Annotated in this window: 19 protein-coding genes and 1 pseudogene; 11 read left to right on the top strand and 9 right to left on the bottom strand. The window is 41.6% G+C overall.

Annotated features, from left to right (window positions below; all coding sequences use genetic code 11):
- Positions 1 to 326: 326 nt before the first annotated feature.
- Entirely contained in the window at positions 327 to 455 is a 129-nt protein-coding gene (locus AC2VE5_RS12800) for a hypothetical protein (RefSeq protein WP_486888127.1), read from the top strand.
- 81 nt (positions 456 to 536) lie between these two features.
- On the opposite strand, the gene AC2VE5_RS12795 is transcribed toward AC2VE5_RS12800, so the two are convergent.
- The 5 genes from AC2VE5_RS12795 to sufB form a co-directional block, all read right to left on the bottom strand.
- Positions 537 to 1,169 (bottom strand): Uma2 family endonuclease, encoded by a 633-nt coding sequence (locus AC2VE5_RS12795; RefSeq protein ID WP_486888132.1) that lies wholly within the window; start codon positions 1,167 to 1,169, stop codon positions 537 to 539.
- A 50-nt stretch (positions 1,170 to 1,219) separates the two neighbouring features.
- Entirely contained in the window at positions 1,220 to 2,479 is a 1,260-nt protein-coding gene (locus tag AC2VE5_RS12790; RefSeq protein ID WP_486888126.1) for a SufS family cysteine desulfurase, read from the bottom strand.
- 22 nt (positions 2,480 to 2,501) lie between these two features.
- The gene (gene sufD, locus AC2VE5_RS12785) at positions 2,502 to 3,842 is read right to left on the bottom strand and encodes a Fe-S cluster assembly protein SufD (RefSeq protein WP_486888125.1); all 1,341 of its coding nucleotides are present in this window, start codon (positions 3,840 to 3,842) and stop codon (positions 2,502 to 2,504) included.
- 2 nt (positions 3,843 to 3,844) lie between these two features.
- Complete coding sequence (gene sufC, locus AC2VE5_RS12780; RefSeq protein WP_486888124.1) at positions 3,845 to 4,630, bottom strand: Fe-S cluster assembly ATPase SufC; 786 nt, start codon at positions 4,628 to 4,630, stop codon at positions 3,845 to 3,847.
- Between the two features lie 61 nt (positions 4,631 to 4,691).
- Positions 4,692 to 6,128 (bottom strand): Fe-S cluster assembly protein SufB, encoded by a 1,437-nt coding sequence (sufB, locus tag AC2VE5_RS12775; protein WP_486888123.1) that lies wholly within the window; start codon positions 6,126 to 6,128, stop codon positions 4,692 to 4,694.
- A gap of 219 nt (positions 6,129 to 6,347) precedes the next feature.
- On the opposite strand from sufB, the gene sufR reads away from it, so the two are divergent.
- The 3 genes from sufR to hflX are packed head-to-tail and all read left to right on the top strand — an operon-like array spanning position 6,348 to position 9,715.
- Positions 6,348 to 6,995, top strand: a complete 648-nt coding sequence (sufR, locus tag AC2VE5_RS12770) for an iron-sulfur cluster biosynthesis transcriptional regulator SufR (RefSeq protein WP_486888122.1) — start codon at positions 6,348 to 6,350, stop codon at positions 6,993 to 6,995.
- Between the two features lie 2 nt (positions 6,996 to 6,997).
- On the top strand, positions 6,998 to 7,984 hold the full coding sequence (cofG, locus tag AC2VE5_RS12765) for a 7,8-didemethyl-8-hydroxy-5-deazariboflavin synthase subunit CofG (protein ID WP_486888121.1): 987 nt from the start codon (positions 6,998 to 7,000) through the stop codon (positions 7,982 to 7,984).
- A 45-nt stretch (positions 7,985 to 8,029) separates the two neighbouring features.
- Positions 8,030 to 9,715: a GTPase HflX gene (gene hflX / locus AC2VE5_RS12760; RefSeq protein ID WP_486888131.1), complete on the top strand. Its 1,686-nt coding sequence runs from the start codon at positions 8,030 to 8,032 to the stop codon at positions 9,713 to 9,715.
- Positions 9,716 to 9,744: 29 nt separating this feature from the next.
- On the opposite strand, the gene AC2VE5_RS12755 is transcribed toward hflX, so the two are convergent.
- Both AC2VE5_RS12755 and ubiE read right to left on the bottom strand, forming a co-directional pair.
- Positions 9,745 to 10,974, bottom strand: a complete 1,230-nt coding sequence (locus tag AC2VE5_RS12755) for a DUF445 domain-containing protein (RefSeq protein ID WP_486888120.1) — start codon at positions 10,972 to 10,974, stop codon at positions 9,745 to 9,747.
- An 80-nt stretch (positions 10,975 to 11,054) separates the two neighbouring features.
- Entirely contained in the window at positions 11,055 to 11,762 is a 708-nt protein-coding gene (ubiE, locus tag AC2VE5_RS12750; protein WP_486888119.1) for a bifunctional demethylmenaquinone methyltransferase/2-methoxy-6-polyprenyl-1,4-benzoquinol methylase UbiE, read from the bottom strand.
- A gap of 259 nt (positions 11,763 to 12,021) precedes the next feature.
- On the opposite strand from ubiE, the gene AC2VE5_RS12745 reads away from it, so the two are divergent.
- Entirely contained in the window at positions 12,022 to 13,110 is a 1,089-nt protein-coding gene (locus tag AC2VE5_RS12745) for a RuBisCO accumulation factor 1 (RefSeq protein ID WP_486888118.1), read from the top strand.
- 32 nt (positions 13,111 to 13,142) lie between these two features.
- Here the strand turns inward: AC2VE5_RS12745 and AC2VE5_RS12740 are convergent, their stop codons facing one another.
- Positions 13,143 to 14,774, bottom strand: coding sequence for a glycosyltransferase family 39 protein (locus AC2VE5_RS12740; protein WP_486888117.1), 1,632 nt, complete (start codon positions 14,772 to 14,774; stop codon positions 13,143 to 13,145).
- Between the two features lie 106 nt (positions 14,775 to 14,880).
- On the opposite strand from AC2VE5_RS12740, the gene AC2VE5_RS12735 reads away from it, so the two are divergent.
- The 6 genes and pseudogenes from AC2VE5_RS12735 to AC2VE5_RS12710 all read left to right on the top strand — a co-directional run bounded on the left by AC2VE5_RS12735 (position 14,881) and on the right by AC2VE5_RS12710 (position 22,140).
- Positions 14,881 to 16,566, top strand: coding sequence for an NAD(P)H-quinone oxidoreductase subunit 4 (locus tag AC2VE5_RS12735; RefSeq protein WP_486888116.1), 1,686 nt, complete (start codon positions 14,881 to 14,883; stop codon positions 16,564 to 16,566).
- Positions 16,567 to 16,639: 73 nt separating this feature from the next.
- Positions 16,640 to 18,973, top strand: a complete 2,334-nt coding sequence (locus AC2VE5_RS12730) for an ATP-dependent helicase (protein ID WP_486888115.1) — start codon at positions 16,640 to 16,642, stop codon at positions 18,971 to 18,973.
- Between the two features lie 117 nt (positions 18,974 to 19,090).
- Positions 19,091 to 20,005: a beta-1,6-N-acetylglucosaminyltransferase gene (locus tag AC2VE5_RS12725; protein WP_486888114.1), complete on the top strand. Its 915-nt coding sequence runs from the start codon at positions 19,091 to 19,093 to the stop codon at positions 20,003 to 20,005.
- Between the two features lie 378 nt (positions 20,006 to 20,383).
- Complete coding sequence (locus tag AC2VE5_RS12720; protein ID WP_486888113.1) at positions 20,384 to 20,605, top strand: hypothetical protein; 222 nt, start codon at positions 20,384 to 20,386, stop codon at positions 20,603 to 20,605.
- Positions 20,606 to 20,791: 186 nt separating this feature from the next.
- A pseudogene (locus AC2VE5_RS12715) lies at positions 20,792 to 21,228 on the top strand (diguanylate cyclase domain-containing protein); the annotation flags it as partial.
- 39 nt (positions 21,229 to 21,267) lie between these two features.
- Entirely contained in the window at positions 21,268 to 22,140 is an 873-nt protein-coding gene (locus AC2VE5_RS12710) for a putative bifunctional diguanylate cyclase/phosphodiesterase (protein ID WP_486888130.1), read from the top strand.
- Here AC2VE5_RS12710 and era read toward each other — a convergent pair.
- Complete coding sequence (gene era / locus AC2VE5_RS12705; RefSeq protein ID WP_486888112.1) at positions 22,122 to 23,105, bottom strand: GTPase Era; 984 nt, start codon at positions 23,103 to 23,105, stop codon at positions 22,122 to 22,124. The two genes, AC2VE5_RS12710 and era, sit on opposite strands and share 19 nt — an antisense overlap.
- Between the last annotated feature and the right edge of the window lie 116 nt (positions 23,106 to 23,221).

The following is a 23,221-nucleotide window of genomic DNA, read 5'->3' as shown; positions in this document are numbered from 1 at the left end:
TCCCACAACTACAGCAGAAGTTAACTGATGCACTCCTTGCCATCACTCCTGAGACGATTGCTTCTCTCACTTCTTACAATTTCATCCTTGAAGCTTTATTTAGCGCAGCTTCATAAAGAATTGGTATTACGCTTAGTTTTAGAGTTCATAGCATCTTTTTTACGAGGGTTGAACACCACGCAAAAAGCACACATAGCGCTACTCTAAGTTGCTACAACAAAGCCACTACTCCCTAAATAATGGAATAGTTTATGTTGCTAGAATTCTTGAATCAGGGATAGCATCAATTATTTAGCAAATAACCGCCTGTTACTGCTGAATTTGTATTGCAATCTCACGTTTTACAAGACTTAGAAAAGCCTCAAAGACATGAAATTGCAGCACACATCCAACAATTATTGGTCTTGCTCAAGGTTGATGCGATCGCATTTTGTAACGCGAAATTTGTGCCTTAGCTCGGTGTATTTCAACCATTGCATATAATCATACTTTTGTCAAGAGGTACAAATAATTAGCCTAAATTTGTTAATACTTAGCTATACAGCCTTATTTCTTACCCAAGCCCGAAATAATTTTATTAAAGCAATTTCTCCAGTAGTTTTACTTTGTTCAATAAATTGGTTCATTTCCGTTGCTGATACTAGCGGAAAAGCACCACTAAGTTTGCGTTCAACATATTGCTTTTCTACTAGCTGATAAAAATGTAAAATCCGCCCGTTATATATCCAAATTTCTAGCACACCCAAAGCAGAATAAATGCCTAGCTTATTTACAGAACTATTAGTAATGTCAATTTCAATTGCTAAATCTGGCGGTAAATCTGTATCTAAATTTAGGGTTTGTTTACCTCTAAAAGCCCGTTCATTTTGAATGTAGTAACAATTATCCGGTTCTATTCCACGATTCTCTGATTTGAGCTTCAAACTTGTAGAACCAGCACTTTTAATTTCAATTCCTAATTCTTCTGCTAATACAACAACTAAGTTACCAAAAATACTTTTATAGCTTTCATGCTCAATCAATGGGGACATAATTTCTAAAATCCCACAGTCATAAGCAAACCTCGAACCCCTATGCTCACCTGTTTCTGTCAACAAGGTTTCAAAAGTTTCCCAGCTAATATTTTGTAATACTGTACGTTGCTCAGCAGGAATTGAAGTAGCAATCATCTTACAAAGTGGAATAATTAGGGTAAGCATTGCTCACCCTGTAAACTTCTCTAAAAAATGCTACCAAAAAACTCTACGGCTTCTTTCAAAGCAGTAATAAAAACATCAATTTCGGCACGAGTATTGTAAAAAGATAAACTAGCTCGTGCGGTAGATTGCGCTTTTAAGTAACGATGCAATGGTTGAGTACAATGATGTCCCGCACGAATCGCTACCCCAGCTTCATCTAACATGGTAGATAAGTCATGTGGATGCACATCTCCCGCCGTAAAAGAAGCAAGAGCGGCTCTACCCAAACCTGCTACTTTCGGTAAAGGACCATAGGTGCGAATTTGGGGAATTTGAGCTAGTTGCTCAAATAAATATCCGGTTAATTCGGCTTCATAGGTATAGATCTTATCCATACCAATATTACTAAGATAATCTACTGCTGCTCCTAATGCGATCGCTTCGGCAATAGCTGGCGTACCTGCTTCAAATTTATGAGGCAAATCTGCATAGGTAGCATGGTCTAGGTATACATCGGCAATCATCTCGCCACCGCCCAAAAATGGAGGCATAGAGCGCAGTAATTTTAGCTTGCCATACAAGAAGCCAATACCTGTAGGAGCGCACATTTTATGACCAGAAGCAACTAGCCAGTCGCAATCTAACTTCTGTACGTCGATAGGCATATGAGGGACGCTTTGGCAAGCATCAATTAATACCTTCGCGCCGTGCTTATGAGCAATTGCGGTAATTTCTTGAACAGGATTAATACAGCCTAAAGTGTTGGAAACATGAACAACTGAGACTAATTTTGTTTTGTCGGAAACTAGAGTTTTAAACTGTTCTAAATTAAATTCTTCCGTTTCTGTTAATTCAACAAACTTTAGCAGCGCTCCAGTTTTTTGTGCCAACAATTGCCAAGGAATTAAATTGCTGTGGTGTTCCATCACCGACAGAATAATCTCATCGCCAGCGTTTAAATTGCTAGTACCCCAACTATAAGCAACTAAATTAATAGCCTCCGTTGCATTCCGAGTAAAAACAATTTCTTGACGAGAAGCTGCATTTACAAAAGCTGCAATTTTATCTCGCGAACCTTCGTAAGCATCGGTAGCTTTGGCGCTAAGAGTATGTACGCCCCGATGAACATTAGAATTATATTGCTCGTAATAGTCGCGTAAAGCATTTAAAACTTGAATTGGCTTTTGCGAAGTAGCGGCGTTATCCAAATACACCAAAGGCTGTTCGTTGACTTTTTGGTGCAAAATTGGAAAGTCAGCGCGGACTAAATCGGCAAGAGTTTTTTCTTTAGTAACTGTCATTTTTGATAAATAATGAATTTACTTATTTTCTAACTGTGGAAAAAGACTTAACAGCAGCATTTAAACTTTCGCGCAACGAATTTATTGGCAATTGATTGATAATTTCCGCCGCAAAAGCATTAACTAAAAGGTTACGGGCATCGCTGGCATTTATACCGCGACTTTGTAAGTAGAAAATCTCATCATCTTCTAACTGACTTACCGTTGCACCGTGAGAACATTTGACATTATCCGCCGTAATCTCTAACTGAGGCTTAGTATCAATTCTTGCTCTCGAAGACAGTAATAAATTGCGATTTAACTGCGCTGCATTAGTTAATTGAGCAGGTTTAGGGACAAAAACTTTGCCGTTAAAAACGCCATGCGCCCGATCTGAGACAATACACTTATGTAACTGATTGGTCGTACCATGAGGATAATTAAGAGCGATCGCACTATGAGTATCGCCGATTTGATTACCAGAAAGTGCGGTTAATCCAAATAAATTAGTATCCGTTTGTTCGCCAGCTTGGAATACTTCTAAATTGTGACGCGACAGTTTACCGCCAAGACTCACCGCGTAGCAAGTATAGCGACTATCACGGGCTTGAGAAACCGCCGTTTTACCGATATGAACAGCCTCTAAACTTTCCTGCTCAATTCTAGTATGGCTAACTTCAGCATTCTCCTCTACCCAAATTTCCGTAACGGAATTGGTAAAGTAAACCGATTTGTCGGCGTTTGCAGCGTTTTTGTATTCTTCAATTACCGTCACCTTACTACCAGATTCCGCCACTAGCAAGCAACGCGGCTGAGAAATGATTGGTTGTTCGCTTGTAGAAACAAATGACAGATGAATAGGAGTATCGACTACAACATTTTTGCCTACCCATACAATCGCTACATCACTTATACCAGAAGTATTTAAGGCTGTAAAAACTTCTGACGCACCTTGTTGCTGCGCTAGATATTTTTTGATTCGAGAGCGATGAGCTATTGGTAAACCAGCTAAATTACTAACTGTAATACCATCGGGTAAATCTGCAACTGCCGATAATTGGGGATTGTAAACGCTATTGACAAATACTAAACGGCTATTTGCAGCTTCCGGCAAAATTGACGATGAAATATCTATTTGCGGTGCAGGATTCTCGCTAAACTTTAGTTGACGCAGAGCCGATAAATCAGTGAAACGCCATTCTTCGTCTCGCGTTGTGGGTAAGGTGGCAAGATGGATTAGAGGAGAAGTGCGCTCGCGCAATTCCTGCAACAATAATACTAATTCTGGCTCTAGTACCGCGATTTTTTGTGCCTGACACTGCCTTAATAAGTCGCTGAGATAAGCATCTCTATCTTTTAGCTCAAGATTGCTAAGTAACTGCATACTTACCCTACCTCCGTTACCGCTTGCTCTAGCACCCACTCATAACCACGTGATTCTAATTCCAACGCCAACTCTTTACCGCCACTCTTAATAATGCGCCCTTCTGCCATCACATGAACGTAATCCGGGACAATATAATTTAGCAAACGTTGGTAGTGAGTAATTAAAATCGTCGCATTATCAGGACTTGCCAACTGATTGACACCATTAGCAACAATTTTCAGCGCATCAATATCTAATCCTGAATCTGTCTCGTCTAAAATTGCTACTTTCGGCTCTAATACTGCCATCTGCAGAATTTCGTTGCGCTTTTTCTCTCCGCCAGAGAAACCTTCATTCACGCTACGACTAAGAAAAGCTGGATTCATTTTGACAATTTCTAGCTTCTCTTGCACCAATTCATCAAAATCAAAAGAATCTAATTCTTCTAAACCCTGCTGTTTGCGGCGAGAATTGTAAGCCACGCGCAAAAAGTCCAAGTTACTTACTCCTGGAATCTCTAACGGGTACTGAAACGCGAGAAATACACCCGCTCTCGCACGTTCTTCCGCCTCCATTTCTAGCAACTTTTCGCCTTGAAAAGTTACTTCTCCAGCAGTCACGTCATAAGCCGGATGTCCAGCTAAAACCTTAGAAAAAGTGCTTTTACCCGAACCGTTTGGGCCCATAATTGCATGAATCTCTCCGGCTTTTACTTCCAGATTCACACCCTTCAAAATCGAATTACCATCTACTTGAGCCGTCAAATCTCTTACTGACAGCAAAACATCGCTATTTTCAACAATCATTCTTTCTATTCTTCCCTGTTACCTTTCGTTTAAAAGGCAGGCTTTTCACCTGCCTTTCAAATTAACCTACACTTCCTTCTAACTTCAGACTCAACAACCTATCTGCTTCTACAGCAAATTCCATTGGTAATTGATTAAATACATCCTTACAGAAGCCGCTAATCATCATTGAAATTGCATCTTCTGCGGAAATACCCCGTTGAGAGAAGTAAAATAATTGATCTTCGCCGATTTTGGAAGTAGACGCTTCATGTTCTACCTTTGCCGCCGGATTTTGTACCTGAATGTACGGAAAAGTATTCGCACTAGCATTATCGCCAATCAGCATCGAGTCGCATTGGGAATAATTCCGCGCTCCTTCAGCTTTCGGGTTAATTTTTACTAACCCGCGATAGCTATTGGATGAGCCACCCGCCGAAATTCCCTTAGAAATAATCGTGCTGCGAGTATTTTTACCCACGTGGATCATTTTTGTTCCAGTATCTGCTTGCTGTTTGTGATTGGTTAGCGCTACAGAGTAAAATTCACCTACGGAGTTGTCGCCTACAAGTACGCAACTAGGATACTTCCAAGTAATCGCTGAACCTGTTTCTACTTGCGTCCAAGAAATCTTAGAATTGACTCCCTGACACAATCCCCGCTTGGTAACAAAGTTATAAATTCCACCTTTGCCATTTTCGTCGCCAGCGTACCAGTTTTGAACCGTAGAGTATTTGATCTCCGCATTGTCCAAAGCTACTAATTCTACTACCGCCGCGTGTAGCTGGTTTGTGTCGTACATGGGGGCTGTACAGCCCTCTAGATACGAAACTGAACTTCCTTCCTCAGCGACAATTAATGTCCGCTCAAACTGCCCAGTATCGCCGCTATTGATGCGGAAATAGGTGGATAGCTCCATTGGACACTTAGTATTTTTGGGAATGTAAACAAAAGAGCCATCGCTAAATACAGCACCGTTTAAAGCTGCAAAATAGTTGTCGGCGGCGGGGACAACGCTCCCTAGATACTTCTGCACCAATTCGGGATGTTCTTTCAAGGCTTCGGAAATTGAGCAGAAAATTACGCCATCTTTAGCTAGTTTTTCTTTGAAGGTGGTAGCTACAGAAACGCTATCAAAAATTGCATCTACCGCAACGTTGGATAGACGTTTTTGCTCGGATAAAGAGATTCCTAGCTTTTCAAAGGTTTCTAAAAGCGTGGGATCAACTTCCTCTAAGCTGTTGAGCTTGGCTTTCTGCTTGGGAGCAGAGTAATAAATAATATTTTGATAATCAATAGTTGGATACTTGACATTGGGCCAAGTAGGTTCGGTCATTCTCAGCCATTGACGATAGGCTTTGAGCCGAAACTCTAACATAAATTCCGGTTCTTCTTTTTTCGCCGAAATCAAGCGAACTACATCTTCACTGAGACCACGAGGAATCGTGTCTGCCTCAATGTCGGTGATAAAACCGTACTTGTAGGGTTGGTTAACTAACGTTTTGACAGTTGCACTCATCAGTAGTGTTCTCTCGCGTTCTCTAATGAATCTTGTTTGTTAGCGGATAAACCACTAACTTCTTTCTCTTTAAGGTGGCAGACGGGAAGTCGCCATTTTTGTAAATGGCTTTCACTATATAGTACGATTAAAGCAACACATTTGTTGTTTAATGTATCTCCATTTTAAGCTACATTAACAACAGGTATGTTGTCAAAGTGAAATTTTTTTGGGAAAAAGATGGCGATCGCACAGCAGCCCTCCACCAAGCAAGACATTCTGCAATATCTAGGGCAGCATTCTTCAGCCACCGCTCAAGAATTGGCAACAAAGCTAGAAATTAGTCAGCAAGCAGTGCGCCGCCACTTGAAAGATTTAGCTAATCAAGAATTAATTTCGTACAGCCCGAAGTCTCAGCAAATGGGTCGTCCTCAACACGCTTACAAAATTAGCAATAAAGGGCGCGAAAGTTTAAACAAGTCTACAAGTCAAAACTATAGTGCTTTTGCTGTCTCCCTCCTAGGAACTTTATCCGAAACTGTAGGAGCAGAGCAAGTTAGTCAAATTTTGAGCAAGCAATGGCAGCGTAAAGCCATAGAATACCGCGAAAAATTGGGTAATGGTTCTTTAGAAAATCGCGTAGCTAAACTTGTAGAGCTCAGAAAAGCTGAGGGTTTTATGGCAGAGTGTCATTCTTTAGAGTCTAGCGACGGTTTTATCATGACCGAACACAACTGCGCTATTTCTAACGTTGCAGAGTCTTTTCCGGGAATTTGCGGACATGAATTAGAGATGTTTGCTCAAATATTGCCAGATTGTACCGTCGAGCGTACCCATTGGATAATTAATGGAGAACAGCGCTGTGGTTATTTAGTGCGATCTCGTTAAAAATGTCTAAGCTTGTCACCTATAGCCCTGCTCATACAATAGTCCCGACCTACGAGTGTTTCAATCGCTGTACATACTGCAACTTTCGTACAGATCCCGGTAAAAGCGACTGGCTGAGTTTGGATACAGCAAAAAAACAGCTATTACTGCTCCAAAGTCAAGGAATTTGCGAGATTTTGATTCTAAGCGGTGAAGTTCATCCCAATTCACCCCGCCGTCAAGTATGGTTTAAACTAATTTACGATCTATGCGCTCTTGCTCTTTCCCTGGGATTTTTGCCTCATACTAATGCAGGCATTTTGAGCTTTACAGAGATGGCTAAATTAAAAGCTGTCAATGTATCGATGGGATTGATGTTAGAGCAGTTAACACCCAAATTATTGCAAACTGTACATCAACACGCACCGAGTAAAATTCCAGAAGTACGATTACAACAATTAGAATGGGCGGGAGAATTACAAATTCCTTTTACAACGGGGTTGCTGTTAGGGATTGGGGAAACGATCGCAAATTGGAGAGAAACTTTAGAAGAAGTCGCACACCTTCATCAACGCTACGGTCATATCCAAGAAGTTATTTTACAGCCTCATAGCCCCGGAAGTCAGCAAGAGTTAGCTGCACCAGGTTTTGACTTACAGCAGTTGCCAAAAGTGATCGCTATAGCTAGGCAAATTTTACCACCAGATATCGCCATTCAGATTCCGCCCAATTTAGTTGTATATCCCAGCTTATTACTTGCCTGTTTAGAAGCGGGAGCTAGAGATTTGGGCGGGATTGGCATTAAAGACGAAGTTAACCCCAATTATCCGCATTTGCACTCTCAATACTTAGCAAAAATATTAGATTCCTGGAAACTCGTACCGCGTTTACCTGTTTATCCTCAATATCAGTCCTGGCTAAATGAGGAATTGCAAGCAAAATATCAAACTTGGTGCGATCGCCTTCTAAAATCTAGCCAGAAAGTTACTCAAAGCAACGCAATTTTGTAAAATAGAATTATTGGATTTGGGAACCATTTACTGGTTAAAACGCTTATAGAAACTATATACGGAAACCTTCAAGGGCTAAAATCTAGCCAAATCAAACAATTACAGAAACTTTATCATCAGCGACTACCAGGTGATCGCTTGACTACGCCAGAATTTGCCCAAAGACTCGCTGCCATTAGCACCGAAATCAATCAGCCTATATGCACCTATTTCAATCGCCGGGGACAGGCAATTCGTGTAGGTGTTGGTACGCCCCGTCAAACCCAAATTCCCCCCCTAGAATTGCCCCGTTATGGTGCGGAAAGATTAAGCGGGATTAGGTGTATAACTACCCAACTAAAAGCCGAACCGCCAAGCGAAGCTACTTTAACGGCGATGGCGCTCCAGCGATTAGATAGTTTAATCGTCCTAAACGTTACAGGCTCAGGCTTTGAGAGACGCGGCGGCGGTGCGACAGGTTATGTCAAAGAAGCTTATATTGCTAACCTCACCCCCGAAGACAGTTCAAAATGGAATGTATCGCCACCATTGAGCCTAGATATTGTTGTTAATCAAGATTTTATTGACTTAGTAGACGAAATAGAAGGGCGGTTTCAGCAAGAGTTTGTCGCTCAAAAAGTAGATAGCGATCGCGATCGCGTTTTATTGGTAGGAATGCTTACTGATGGCATCACACCCCAACAATTTAAAGATACCGTAGCTGAATTAGAACGCTTGGTAAATACCGCGGGGGGGGAAGTATTGCAAGTAGTACAGCAAAAGCGATCGCGTCCTCATCCCCAAACCGTAGTTGGCGAGGGAAAAGTTCAAGAAATTGCTTTAACAGCCCAAACTTTGGGAGCAAATCTAATTGTCTTTGATCGCGATCTTTCCCCGGCGCAGGTGCGTAACTTGGAAATCCAAATAGGGATTAGAGTTGTAGATCGTACAGAAGTAATTTTAGATATCTTTGCTCAACGCGCCCAATCTAGAGCCGGAAAACTGCAAGTAGAACTCGCTCAACTTGAATATATGCTGCCGCGATTGACGGGTAGAGGGCAAGCCATGTCAAGGCTGGGTGGTGGTATTGGAACGCGCGGACCTGGGGAAACTAAACTAGAAACTGAAAGGCGAGCGATCGCCCGGCGAATTAGTAGATTGCAAACGGAAGTAAATCAACTGCAAGCTCATCGTTCGCGGTTACGCCAGCAGCGCCAACACAAAGAAGTACCGTCAATTGCGATCGTTGGTTATACAAATGCTGGAAAATCAACGCTGTTAAACGCTTTGACTAATGCTGAAGTTTACACTGCCGATCAATTATTTGCCACTCTCGATCCTACTACCCGCCGGATGCTTCTACCGGACGCAGTGACAAGTAGACCTAAGCAGATTGTGCTTACAGATACGGTAGGATTTATCCACGAATTGCCAGCGTCGTTAATGGACTCTTTTCGGGCAACTTTAGAAGAAGTTACCGAAGCCGATGCTTTGCTGCACGTCGCAGATTTGTCTCATCCAGCTTGGCATAGTCAAATTAGGTCAGTCATGAGTATTTTGGCAGAAATGCCTATTACTCCGGGACCTGCGTTAGTGGTTTTAAACAAAATTGATTGCGCCGATAGCGAGACATTAGAACTTGCTAGAGAGGAATTTCCTCAAGCTGTATTTATCGCTGCACGCGATCGCTTGGGCTTAGAGACTTTGCGATCGCGAATTTCTCAGCTAATTCGCTATGCTGTTGCTTCCTAAATGACAGGGACACACTCAATTAGTGTCCCTTATTGCAGCAGTAATACCACCACTTGTAATAAACCAATTACAAACCCTAGTAAACCACCCAAATTAACGATCGCCTGCAATTCATTTTTGACAATTCCTTCAATTGCCTTTTCCAAATCTGCCGCCGATGTAGACTTGACACGATCGACAATTACTTGGTCAATGGACAAAATAGGAATCGCTTGGGCAACAATTGCCTCTAAATCTTTTTCTAGATAACGTTCTAATAGTAAAGCTAGTTCTTTACTCACAACTTCAAGAGAACTCCCTAGCGCGGCGGAATTTCTCAATCGATTGAGTAGCAAGTTAGCCGTATTATCCCAATCAATAGAGTCATTAAACCCTTGTAAAAAATCCATACCGCGCGTTTGCACGTAACCCCGGATAGTATCGCGGGTGGTTTTTCTTAGCTGTCGCACGGTAGAAACAGGCAAGTTTTGTAAGGATATACTTCTCAACCAGGTTTTGAGGCGATCGCGTACTGCTAACGATTTGATTAATTCTGTTAATCGCTCGTTGGTTGCTTCTTTTTCATCCAAACAAAAAGCCCGTAACCGAGTTAGCGTATTGCGTAAACCAAATAAATTAGCGACTACCCAGTAAGTACCGCTTGCTTTTTCTCTAAATCCTTCATCGATTAACTGAATCGTGCGATCGGTCAAAAAGTCAATAATTAACTGTCTAATCGCATCCGGTGGCAATACTACTTGCAATAGCCAATCAGCCAGCTTAGTTGCTTGATCTTCGCTGAGTTGAAAATCTAATAGTACTTGGTCAAATATTTGATTAATTTGCGTTTCTAAAAAGTCCTCGCGCCGCGCTAAAACTTTTAGTAAACGTGGCAAAGATTGCCCTACCAAGTCTTTGAGGATACCAGCGACAATTTTGGTACTTTTTTGCTCTTTATCTACCCGCACCTGCTCTAGAGCAAGCTTTAATAGCCACAGAATGCCCGCTTGGACTCTTTCCGGTTGTAGTAATCGCCGCGCCAGTTTTTGTAATTCATCGGGCGTTAGCAGCGAACCCATAATTGTATCGGAGACTCGTTTGGCTAAACGCTCTTGGTTGCGAGGAATTAAGCCAGGAGTAAAAGGTAGTCGTCGTTTACCAATATAAAGCGCTCGGTAAGGACGAAACAGCATTTTAATGGCTATATCATTAGTGAAATAACCAATAATTCCACCTACTACAGGTGGAGCAACGTAAAGCCACAAATTAGACCAGTCCAAAGCAAGATTTTAATGTGTAAGATTCTCTAGCAGGTAGAAGACTGTAGTTGTTTGCGGCAAAGGCTTTTGACAATTGAAGTCTAAATAAAAGGCGATCGCACCTTTTTAACTACCAGCACTCCCATCATATCGTTGGCAATGGGGTAATGGGTGGATAAAAAACCAGCATTGTTGGCTAACTCTACTTGTTCTCGTCCGTTAGGAAATCGGTCTAAGCTAGGACTAATGTAGGCGTATTCTTTAGTTAAACCCAAGTTTTGCGCCATTGGTACAACTAAATTATCCAAATACCATTGCTGAAAACTACTCAAATAAGTATTAGTTGGACGATGAAAGTCCAAAATTGCAGCAGTAGCACCAGGCTTAAGAACTCGATACAATTCCTGGAGGCTGCGGGGAATATCTGTAACATTTCTTAAACCATAGCCCATGGTCGCAGCATCAAAAGAGTTATCAGCAAAGGGTAAATCTAGAGCATCCGCCTCTACCCAAGTTATTGGCGGATGAGGGAATTGTTTTAAAGAGCGTTGTTTAGCTACTTCTAGTTGCGCTACGGCAAAATCTGCGCCGTATACTTTACCTGTAGCCCCAACTCGCCGCGCTAGGCGCAAAGCCAAGTCTCCACTACCACAACAAGAGTCTAAACAAGTATCACCAGGCTTTGCTTTGCTCCACTTTACGGTCATTTGCTTCCAAATACGATGCTGACCTAAACTTAGGCGATCGTTCATTTGGTCGTAAACCGGAGCAATGCGATCGAAAATAGCGCGGATATCAGTTGATTCCATTAAACCTATTGCAAAAGATTTATTTAGTCTACTTTAGTAGACTTTAGCTATAAGCAAGTGGGTTTTAACCCTAGGCGAGCTAGGATGATTTTCTCATGAGTTGATTAGGTATGTAATTCCTATCTAATAACGGATTATTGCGATCGCATTTCTGTAGTTCTAGAATAAATAAGCGAACATAAAATAAATTTAACCCCCGGTTTCTTTTTAGGGGTTCTACGTTTAGTCCGTCCAATTAAAAAAATTGTTTGCTGAAATTATGACTGAACTAACACCTAATACTGTCAATAGTGACGACGAGCTATCAAACGAAGAAAGCGAAACCCTAATCCGAAATTTGCGGCAAAAACAAGGTAGCTGGGTAGAGTGGGGACTCTCTTGTGCAAAATTACAAAAATCTGGGTTGAGTCTGCAAACTATTTTTGAAGCGACAGGATTTGAGCCAATCCAGCAAAATCAGATCGTTGTAGGTTCTCAAGTTTATGCTTCTATAGAAAAATCTGGAGCCTCAGAGGAAGTGCGATCGCATTTTACAGGGCGTGGTAGCGATATTTTATACGAATTGCGTCTATTAACTCATAGCGATCGCGCGGCGGCGGCGGATTTAGTCGTTACTCACCAACTAAATATTGATGATGCGCGTGAAGTTGCTAGAGCCATTAAAGATTATTCCCGTTTATCTTCCTTACCTAACGGCTTTACTCACCATCGTGGCGATGCTGTAGCTTACTACTACTGGCGCTTGATTCGGCAAAAAAACGATATGCAAGAGCGATCGCGTTTAATTGCCAAAGGCTTGAAATTTGCTCATTCTCCTAGTGCTAGGCAGCAAATTGAGCATTTATTAATGGATTTTAGCGTTGTCCAAGCGCGATCGGCTCCTAAGCTACCCTTTTACAGGCTGCAAACCGATGAAGAATTAGCCCGAATTGTCCCTGTAGCTGGAGAAATGCCTTTGAGTAGCAATGATTTCAAAGCTGTACCGATGGTAGAAGAAATCAAACCTTTTGGGATGATAAAGTTTGCCGGAGAACAAGCATGGGTAACATTACCAGGATGGCAGGTAGTATTAAAAGCTGAAGATCCAATTGTTATATTATCTAGCGGTGAGTTCTTACCAGATGCACCAAATACTTCTACAGAACCTGTATTAGTAGTAGTAGATCGTTCTGAGCGCGAGTGGGACGCAAATAGTTATTTTATAACCGATAACTCTGGTCAAATAGAATTGCAATGGTTTGAAACTGAGCCAGACGTGCAATTGCTAGGTAGAGTTATTGTGCTAATTCGTCCTAAGAAAATTTTGGACGAAGAAATAACCAAGGATGTTTGGCAAATTGACGAGTAAAATTTGCAAATTAGGGACACTTTTGGGTGTCTCTAATTTTTGCATCTATATAGTTGGTAAGGTACGCCAATGCGGTAATGCTGCTTGGAGTCTATCAGGCAAGAATGTCTAGAAAGCGCTAACTGGGATGGATATTCTCGCCGTCTTAAATCGGGAGCAACTACCCACAAATTGAGTAATGGGGCTTTTAATGGCGGGACAAGTGCTAGTTTTTGCCATACAGATTCGTAACTATTAGGTGATCGCTCTAAAAAGACAAAATCGCCCGAATTTCTTACCTTTTCTAAGGCTAAGGCAAAGCTTAAACCTAATGCTACGTTTTGATAGTCTCTGTATCCCATGACAACTAGCAAAGGTATAGCAGGTTCTTGATTGATTGTTTGGGCAACTTGCTGAGGATTGTAGGGTTTTTGAAAGGCAAAATTAAAAATAACTAATATGCAGCTTAATAGCGAACCAAGGAAAATTAAGCTAAAAGTCTGAGCAAGTCGCTCTAGATTCCTATTCAATCCGGCGGCTACTAAAGCTAAAAAAGCTGGGTAATAAACAAAGTTATAACGCGGAGTAATCGTAATATCTTTGCCCAAAAAGTAGACAATAACCAAAAATTCCAACAAGACTACAACCGTAAAACTAGCAAGGGTAAAAGTTGATAAATTAGTGCTTGGAAGTCGCCATAAATGCCTAATTCCTTTAAAACTTAGCCATAGTACCCAACCCCCAAAAATTAATACCCCCAAACCTGACAAAATTGCTATTTTTATTGGTTGATTTTCTACAGGTAAAGCCACAATCATTAATAACCAACTAGCTAGGATTTGGTAAAACGGTGCAACATTGTGAGGCGAAGGTATCCAGCTAGTTTCTGGGCGGGTAAAATCACTTACTAAGACGGGTAGCCAAGGAATAAAACCAACAATAATCGCTAATATTGCCAGAATAAAAGCAATCTTACTATAACGAGGCAAACTGCGCCGATGCTTGTACATTACTCCTAACAAAGTCACAACTTCTGCAACCATTGCCAGAATAAAAAAGTAATGGACGTATTGCCCGATAGTATTAACCGTCACCCAAAATATCCACACGCCAAGCCTGACGCGCTTCTTGACAAGATCCTGCTGGATTTGAATTAGTCCAATTAAGGTTAAAGTAATTAGTAATACAGGCAAAGTGTAATGACGAGCTTCTTGAGAAAGGTAGACACCAAAAGGAGAAACTGCCATCATTACCGCCGCCATTAGCCCCGCCGATGGGGAAAAAGCTTTAGTATTAAGTAAATAAATTGCCGCGACTTCACTTGCTCCCCAAAAAACACTAAATGCGCGTAAAGTCCACACCCAGTTAGGCGAAATTGGATTAACTACACCAAACCAACTATGCAGCAGGCAAAAAAATAGCGGTGGATGAGTAGATTGGAGGGCAATATTTTCAGCAATGCGATCGCAGCCAACCTTTGGCTGAAAAGTAAAAATTTGCTGTAATTGATGCAGAGGAAAAACTACTTCCAACGGTACGTTATTGTAGTTGCGTCCCAGACTAAAGATAGCTGTGATAACTTCATCGAGCCACAAAAATTTGCCGTCCAAATTTCCCAACCGCAAAATAGCACCTAAAAAAAGCGCACCAGCTAGTGCTAAGTAATGTAATTTGCGATTATTCATTATTTGAAGTAATAGTATCTAAATTAAATAACTATTAATATTTATTTACACAATATTGTAAGCTAGTGTCATTGAATACAATGAGTATATTTACTCGTTAACTGGAATGGCAGTACAATTTCCTTGGCTAACTATAATAATTTTGCTACCTGCTATAGCCGCCTTACTAATTCCAGTATTACCTGACAAAGACGGTAAGCGGGTACGGTGGTATGCAGTAGGTATTGCGATCGCAGATTTGGTTTTGATATGCTACGCCTTTTGGCAAAACTACGATCCAAGCAGCGCAACTTTTCAACTAGCAGAAAGTTATGCTTGGATACCTTCTTTGAGTCTCAACTGGGCTGTTTCTGTCGATGGGTTGTCAGCACCTCTAGTTCTTTTAGCTGGATTTGTGACAACTCTAGCGATTTTTTCAGCTTGGCAAGTTGACCGCAGACCCAAACTCTTTTATATGCTGATGTTGCTGTTATATTCGGCGCAAATAGGAGTTTTTGTTGCCCAAGACTTGCTACTGTTTTTTATCATGTGGGAAGTCGAACTGGTTCCAGTTTATCTACTTATTAGTATTTGGGGTGGTAAAAAGCGTCGTTACGCCGCTACAAAGTTTATTATTTATACTGCCGCAGCTTCTATTTTTATCCTCGTAGCTGCCTTGGGCATGGCATTCTCTGGGGGTGGTGATATAACTTTTGATATCGCGCAACTTGCCCTCAAAGATTATCCTCTAACCTTAGAACTCTTTTTATATGGGGGATTGATAATTGCCTTCGGTGTCAAACTGGCGATTTTTCCAATGCATACTTGGCTACCAGATGCTCACGGGGAAGCCTCCACACCTGTATCGATGGTATTAGCTGGCGTACTCTTAAAAATGGGCGGATACGGATTAATTCGCCTGAATTTAGAACTTCTCTCCGCCGCCCACATTTACTTTGCACCGTTGCTGGCAATTTTAGGCGTAGTTAACATTATCTACGGCGCGTTAAACTCCTTTGCCCAGACAAACATGAAACGTCGTCTTGCTTACTCCTCAGTATCCCATATGGGTTTTGTATTGCTAGGTATTGCATCCTTCACTGATATTGGTATTAACGGTGCGATGTTACAAATGATTTCTCATGGTTTGATTGCATCAGTATTATTCTTCTTGGCTGGTGTAACCTACGATCGCACTAAAACAATGGCAATGAGTGAAATGTCTGGAATTGGTCAGGTAATGCCCAAGGTATTCGCACTGTTTACAATTAGTGCTATGGCATCTTTAGCACTCCCCGGAATGAGCGGTTTTGCTAGTGAAATCTTGGTATTTGTTGGGGTAACAACCAGCGATATATACAGTTCGACATTCTGCACAGTGACAGTATTTCTTGCCGCCGTTGGCGTAATTCTCACGCCAATTTACCTACTATCAATGTTGAAACAGGTATTTTACGGAACTGGTGCAGAACTTAACTGTAACCTTGATGACGATAGAGAACAAAATCAAGAAAATGAAGAAGTTTGTTTTGGTACGGATTGCGTTCTTCCCACTCAAGCGATTTACAGAGATGCAAGTTGGCGAGAACTATCAATTGCCGCTAGTTTTATCGTTTTAATTGTTGGCATTGGCTTATATCCTAGATTTACAATGCAGATGTACGATGTAAAAACCGTTGCAGTTAACACTCAAGTTCGTCAATCCTACACCCAAATAGCTCAAACAAACCCCGGAATTTATGCAAATAGAATATTGGCATCTAAAAAAATTGCTCAAGTAGAATCAGCAAAACTTTTGGGCATAGTCAAGTAAGGTTCTAGCATAAGCAAAACGTTAAAACTTGCTACCGTCAATATAGGTAACTTGAAATAGCAAGCGGTCTTCTATGAAACCTGAGTTAGAACCTCTGGGCGATCGCGCCAGGGAATATGTCAATAGCCAATTATCTACTCTCCGGCAAGAAGCTTGCAATCAAATAGAAAATAGCCTCCGTCCCGGACAACAACAAATGGCACAATGGCAAGGCGGAGAAATGGCAGTTTCCGCCGTCCCTGGGGCAGGAAAATCTACCGGAATGGCAGCCGCCGCCGCCGTTGCGATCGCTCGTTACAGTCTTCACTCCCGCAATCAACTAATTGTAGTAACTTTTACTCGTTCGGCAGCAGCAAATATTAAAGCCAAAATTCGCTACTATTTGCAAAAAAAACTATCCCTACCGCCTGCAGGTTTTAGCGTCCATACTTTGCATGGTTTAGCGTTAAATATTGCCAGCCGTTACCCCGATTTATCTGGGTTGCAGCTAGATAATTCCACCTTAATCACCCCCAACCAAAGCCATCGCCTAATTCGTACTTGTGTAGAACAATGGATTGGTAATCATCCAGGGCATTACTCCAAATTACTACAAGGGCGGCAATTTGATGGAGAAGAAACCGAGCGCTTGCGCCGTCAATCGGTATTGCGTACCGAAGTATTACCAGCTTTAGCTCATAGTGTCATCCACGAAGCCAAAAGTTCGGGAATTTTGCCCGCAGACTTACGCAAAATTAGCAGCCAATCTGATGATGAGTACGAGATTTTAGAAGTCGCTTCTGGATTGTACGAGCAGTATCAGAGCATCATGCGATCGCGCGATCTAATTGACTACGACGACATGATTTTAGGCGCTTTGCGGGTGCTAGAAAACGACAGCGCTTGTCAAATTGAACAAAACCAAGTTTTTGCAGTGTTTGAAGATGAGGCGCAAGACTCCAGCCAACTACAATCTAAGTTACTCAAAATTCTGGCCATCAATGGCGATCGCTCGACAAATTTAATTCGCGTCGGCGATCCCAATCAAGCAATAAATTCTACTTTTACCCCGGCTGACCCGATTTATTTTCGCCAGTTTTGCGAACAATGCGATCTCCAAGGACAGTTAGCCACTATGGATCGCGCCGGACGCAGTAGCAAAATTATTATTGATGCGGCTAACTTTACTTTGGAATGGGTAAATCGTACTTATAAAAGTACCAAAGCCCCCTTTCGAGTACAAAAAATTCAACCTGTAGACGCAGACGATCCGCAGCCAGAGGCTAATCCCGCTCCTGGGGGTAAAGGGTTAGAACTCTATACGCCGCGCGACATTCACCATACCGCTAGTTTAATTGGCGATCGCGCAATTAGTTTATTAACTGAACATCGCGATCACTCTTGCGCGATTTTGGTTAGAGAAAATAAACAAGGTCAGTGGTTAGCAGAAAAGCTTGCCCCCCTATGCCAAGAACATGAAATTAGTTTGTATGAAGTATCAGAGAGCGATCGCCGATCTCACGTCCCGGCGGAGATTTTAGCTTGGCTACAATTTCTCGATCGCCCCCATTCTCCCGACTATCTCAAAGCGGCTTTAGCTGTCTTAGTTCAACGCCAGCTAATCGATCGTCAAGACCTCAATGCTTTAGCTTTACTTCCCGAACAATTTATCTATCCTGCTTCCCTCGATCCACCCCAAAAAGAAGCTGCTATCAAACCGCGTAATTTGTGCCGTCAGTTGCTCCGCGCTCGGTTAGAATTGCCGCCTTATCAACTTATTTCCTTTTTAGCTTTAACTTTAAACTACGACCAAGCTGAGCTTGCTACCGCCGATAAATTAGCCGAAAGAGTAGCTCAGCAGACGGCAGGTAATAGTTCTCTTGCTGCCATGCTAACAGTACTAGGTGAAATTGTTAGCTCTGAAAGGTTTGAGCCTGTAGAAACTGATGATTTGGAGGAGCGTTTTACTCGTCCCGGTCAAATAACAATTATTACTATGCACAAAGCTAAAGGGCTTGACTGGGACTATGTATTTCTGCCTTTTTTGCATGAAAATATTATTCCTGGTAGCTTCTGGGTTCCGCCACAAACTCATTTTTTGGGTGAGTTTAGTTTGGCAGAAGTCGCCCGCGCTCAAATTCGCGCCCATCTCCACGGACAATCATCACTCCCAAATACCAATCGCGCTTGGGAGGAAGCAAAACAACTAAAAACTGCTGAGGAATTTCGTTTACTTTATGTAGCAATGACTAGAGCAAAACGCTTGTTGTGGATGTCGGCGGCACAAAAAGCGCCCTTTACATGGAGTAAACCCAATGGTTTGGATAATCGAGCGCCCTGCCCAGTTTTTCCGGCGTTGAAGCGCCAATTTCCCCAATCGGAGATCGCTCTGCAATCGTTCCATTCTGCTGAAAAAATTGAAACTTGAAATATATTGTGTTTTAATTACTGTAGTTTGCAATAAACATAGTTTTTGGAGGCAGTTATTAAAAATAATGTCAAAATTTATTGCTTCAAATAGTAGTTATTCAAAAATCTGAGATCTATGAAAGTTTGCTACTTCCTCCAAACTCACAAAAACCCTAAGCAAATTTATCGACTTGTACAAACAATCAAACATCTAAGTCCTAATGCTCAAGTTTTAATTGGTCACGATTTTAAAAACTGTCATTTAGATTTAACTCCTCTACAACATTTATCGAATGTTCATTTATTTAAAATGAGTCGTCCAGGAGTTCGTGGTGATTTTTCTTTATTGCAACCTTATTTGCAAGCTATTGATTGGTTATTTACTAACAATTCTGATTTCGATTGGCTAGTTTATCTTTCTGGTCAAGACTATCCTACTCAACCTCTTTCAGCTATAGAAAGTTTTCTGGCTACAACAGATTACGACGGATTTATAAATTATAGTGATGTTTTCAGTCATGACTCTTGGTCAAAAAGTGAGGCAAGAAAACGCTACTTTTGCCAGCACTATCGCTTGCCTAACTGGAGTAACAAAATTCTATTAAGGGTATTGATAATTCAGCAATTTACACCAATTATAATTTCTGTTTACTATGGCTGCTCAATAGGAATACCTGCAAACAAAGTACCTTTTAATGAAAATTTTGTATGTTATGGCGGTTCTCAGTGGCATACTCTTTCTAGAAAATGCGTTGAGTACATAAAAGATTTTGTGGATAACAATAAGAGTATTGTCAACTACTACAAAAAAACTTTAGTGCCTGATGAATCTTTTATTCAAACCATCTTAGCTAATAACCATAGTTTCAAGCTTTATAATGATAATAAACGCTATGTTGATTTTACTGAAAATGAGAGCGGTCATCCTCGTACTCTAGCAAGTAAGGATTACGAAACTATAACTAATGGTAGTTTTCATTTTGCTAGGAAGTTTGAACAAGATACGAATATTTTAGATATGCTAGAAACTTATATGTTTGCTGATTGTTGAAGGGAATATCAAGCTATTAAATAATTGGGCGATCGATGTTAAATTTGCCTAGTGTTTAAGCTAAAAATAAACAAATACAAGCCAAAGTTGCTACGTTGAACTAATAAAAATTGTTTCTCTAAGCGATCGCTTAATTCTGGCAAAAAAGATACTTGTTTATTATTGCCAAATTTTATAGTTAGTGATCGCTCGTACAACCGTACAAAATAAAAACTATCGACAGCAAAAAATTTCCCTGCTATTGACCTGCCTCTCTAAAGACTTAATATATTTTTTAAATCATGGACTTACAATAATTAATTAATATCTCTAGATGTCGATTAACTATTGCTATTAATCCCGACAACTTAATATGCTAATAATTACGCAGGTATTAGTATGCTCGGAGTAAACGAGGGCAACGGGCAAGTTTCGCGGATACTGTTCAAATTTTGGCGGCGTACGCCGTCGTTTGTGCGCTACATCTGGCTAGTAACAATTTATCTAATTGTATGGGCAACTCTAGACACCGTATCTCTAGCCTTTGAATCAGCGCCAGAAATCTCTGTTTGGTATCTGCCCTCAGCCCTTAATATCGTTCTTATTTTTACATTTGGCTGAAAATATATCCTTGCCCTATTTCTAAAATACATTCGTCCATAATTATTTTGTCACTGGACGCAACCTTAGTTAGGATACGCTACTAATCTCGAATTTAACTACAACACTGGGGTACGGAGGGGCTTGCGCTCTACTACTGTACAAACTGCGAATTAACCCCCGCTTGCGGCAACTGCGGGATGTAACTTGGTTTTTGGCTATTGCTGGTTAACTTACAGTGCTTTCTATGACGCACTGACAAACTTACCCAATCGAGCTTTGTTTAGCGATCGCCTAGAACAATCCTTTGAGCATGGTAAACAATTTCCAGATACTTTATATGCGGTACTTTTTATTGACTTAGATCAGTTCAAAGTTGTCAATGACAGCCTCGGACATACCCTTGGCGATCGCTTGCTGATTCCCTTGCCCGCAAACTAGAAGCTTGCCTTCGTCCTACCGATACCATTGCCCGTTTAGGAGGAGACGAATTTACAATCTTACTAGAAACTCTTTCCGATGTCAGCGACACAATCCGCATTGCCGAACGCATCCAGGCAGCACTAGCCTTACCTTTCGAGCTTGAAGGACAAGAAGTATTTGCCACCGCCAGTATTGGCATTGCCTTGAGCGCCCCAAGGTATCAGCAAGCAGGAGATATCCTCCGCGATGCAGATATTGCCATGTATCGCGCCAAACAATTGAGGACGCGCTACGAGATATTTAATCCCACCATGCACGCTAGAGCCGTTGCCCGCTTGCAGATGGAAACCGAGCTACGTCGGGCGATCGAACGTCAAGAGTTTTTGGTTTATTACCAACCGCTTGTGTCGTTAACAACGGGGCTGCTTTCAGGATTTGAGGCTTTGGTGCGCTGGCAGCATCCTCAACGCGGTATCCTTGCTCCCGCTAAATTTATACTTCTAGCGGAAGAAACTGGGCTGCTCAAATTCATCGCTCAATGGGTACTGCGCGAAGCCTGTCTTCAAATGCAACAATGGCAAGAGCAAATTCCGACTAATCCCCCTCTACTAATTAGTGCAAATCTGGGCAACAAATTGTTTGCTCAACCCAATTTTATCGAGCAAATCAGCCAAATTCTGGCAGATACAAGCTTAGATGGTCTTAACCTCAAACTAGAAATCACAGAAAACGTTTTGGCAGAAAATGACGAATCGACTATCGCAACGCTCTCGCAGATTAAAGCTTTGGGAGTGCAGTTATCGATTGACGACTTTGGTACGGGATATTCATCATTGAGCCGTCTGCATCGTTTTCCGATTGATGAATTGAAAATCGATCGCTCTTTTGTCAGTAAGATAGGTGGGGGGAAAGGCAATTTAGAAATTACCGAAACAATTTTGACTTTGGCAAATAAACTCGGCATGAGTGCGATCGCCGAAGGAATCGAAACGGCGCAGCAATTAGCACGTCTTAGAGAACTTAATTGCGCTTACGGGCAAGGTTACTGTTTTCTCTCAACCCTTACCCAGCCAAGCCGCAGAGGAGTTAATTCTAGCCAAGCCGCAGTGGTAATCTACTCCTCTACGCGATAGCCTAATTCTGCCAACCGAGTCCGCGACTGCCGCCATTTGGGTTGAACTTTGACAAATAGTTCTAGATGGACTTTGCCAGCAATTAATTTTTGAATTTGTTCGCGAGCAGCACTACCAATTGCTTTGAGCATACTTCCGCCTTTGCCAATTAATATCCCTTTTTGAGAATCGCGCTCGATATTTATAGCAGCAAAGACGCGGGTAATGGTTGGCGCTTCTTCAACTTTTTCAATCGCGATCGCGACAGAGTGCGGAACTTCTTCACGAGTTAGCAGCAATATTTGTTCGCGGATTAGTTCGCCCATAATAAACCGCTCTGGCTGATCGGTAACTAAATCGGGCGGGTAGTAATAAGGACCAACTTCGAGTTGGGCAATTAACAACTGCTGTAAGTCTACTAATCCCTCACCATTTAAAGCCGAAAATTTGACCATTTTCCATTGGTTAGCTTCAGCGATTCGTGCATAAGTAGTATCTAACATTTGAGCATCGGCGGGTGGTTGGGTGTCAATTTTGTTGATGCCCAAAATAACTGGCGTTTTGCTGTGACTAAGCATATCGACAATATAGCGATCGCCTCCTCCAGCTTCTACGGCTCCATCGACTACAAGTAACACTACATCTACTACATCGATGGCAATTCTAGCGTTTTGTACTAATACTTCCCCTAGTTGATGATGAGGTTTATGAATACCTGGCGTATCGACAAAAATTAACTGGGCTTCAGGGGTAGTTAAAATGCCGCGTAAGCGATTGCGCGTAGTTTGAGCTACAGGAGAAGTAATGGCGATTTTTTGCCCAACTAAATAATTCATCAGCGTTGATTTGCCGACATTAGGACGACCAATAATGCCAATAAAACCTGACTTAAAACCAGGAGGTGCTTGGGGAATCGTTGCTATTTCGGGTAAGTCTAAAATCTTGCCTTCGTTAGGTGTCTGGGAATCGATGTTACTTTCTGGCATACTTTTTTATCGAGGCAATAACTAAGAAACTAAATAAAGCGATCGCTTAATACTATGCTGTCAATTCCAACGGTACATTGGTTGAGACTGCTCGCAGTCTGGGAGGTTTATTCTAG

This window comes from Aliterella sp. E5.1, from assembly GCF_057473825.1.
The sequence above is the reverse complement of the archived record's forward strand: the minus strand, read 5'-3'. Positions and strand labels throughout refer to the sequence as shown.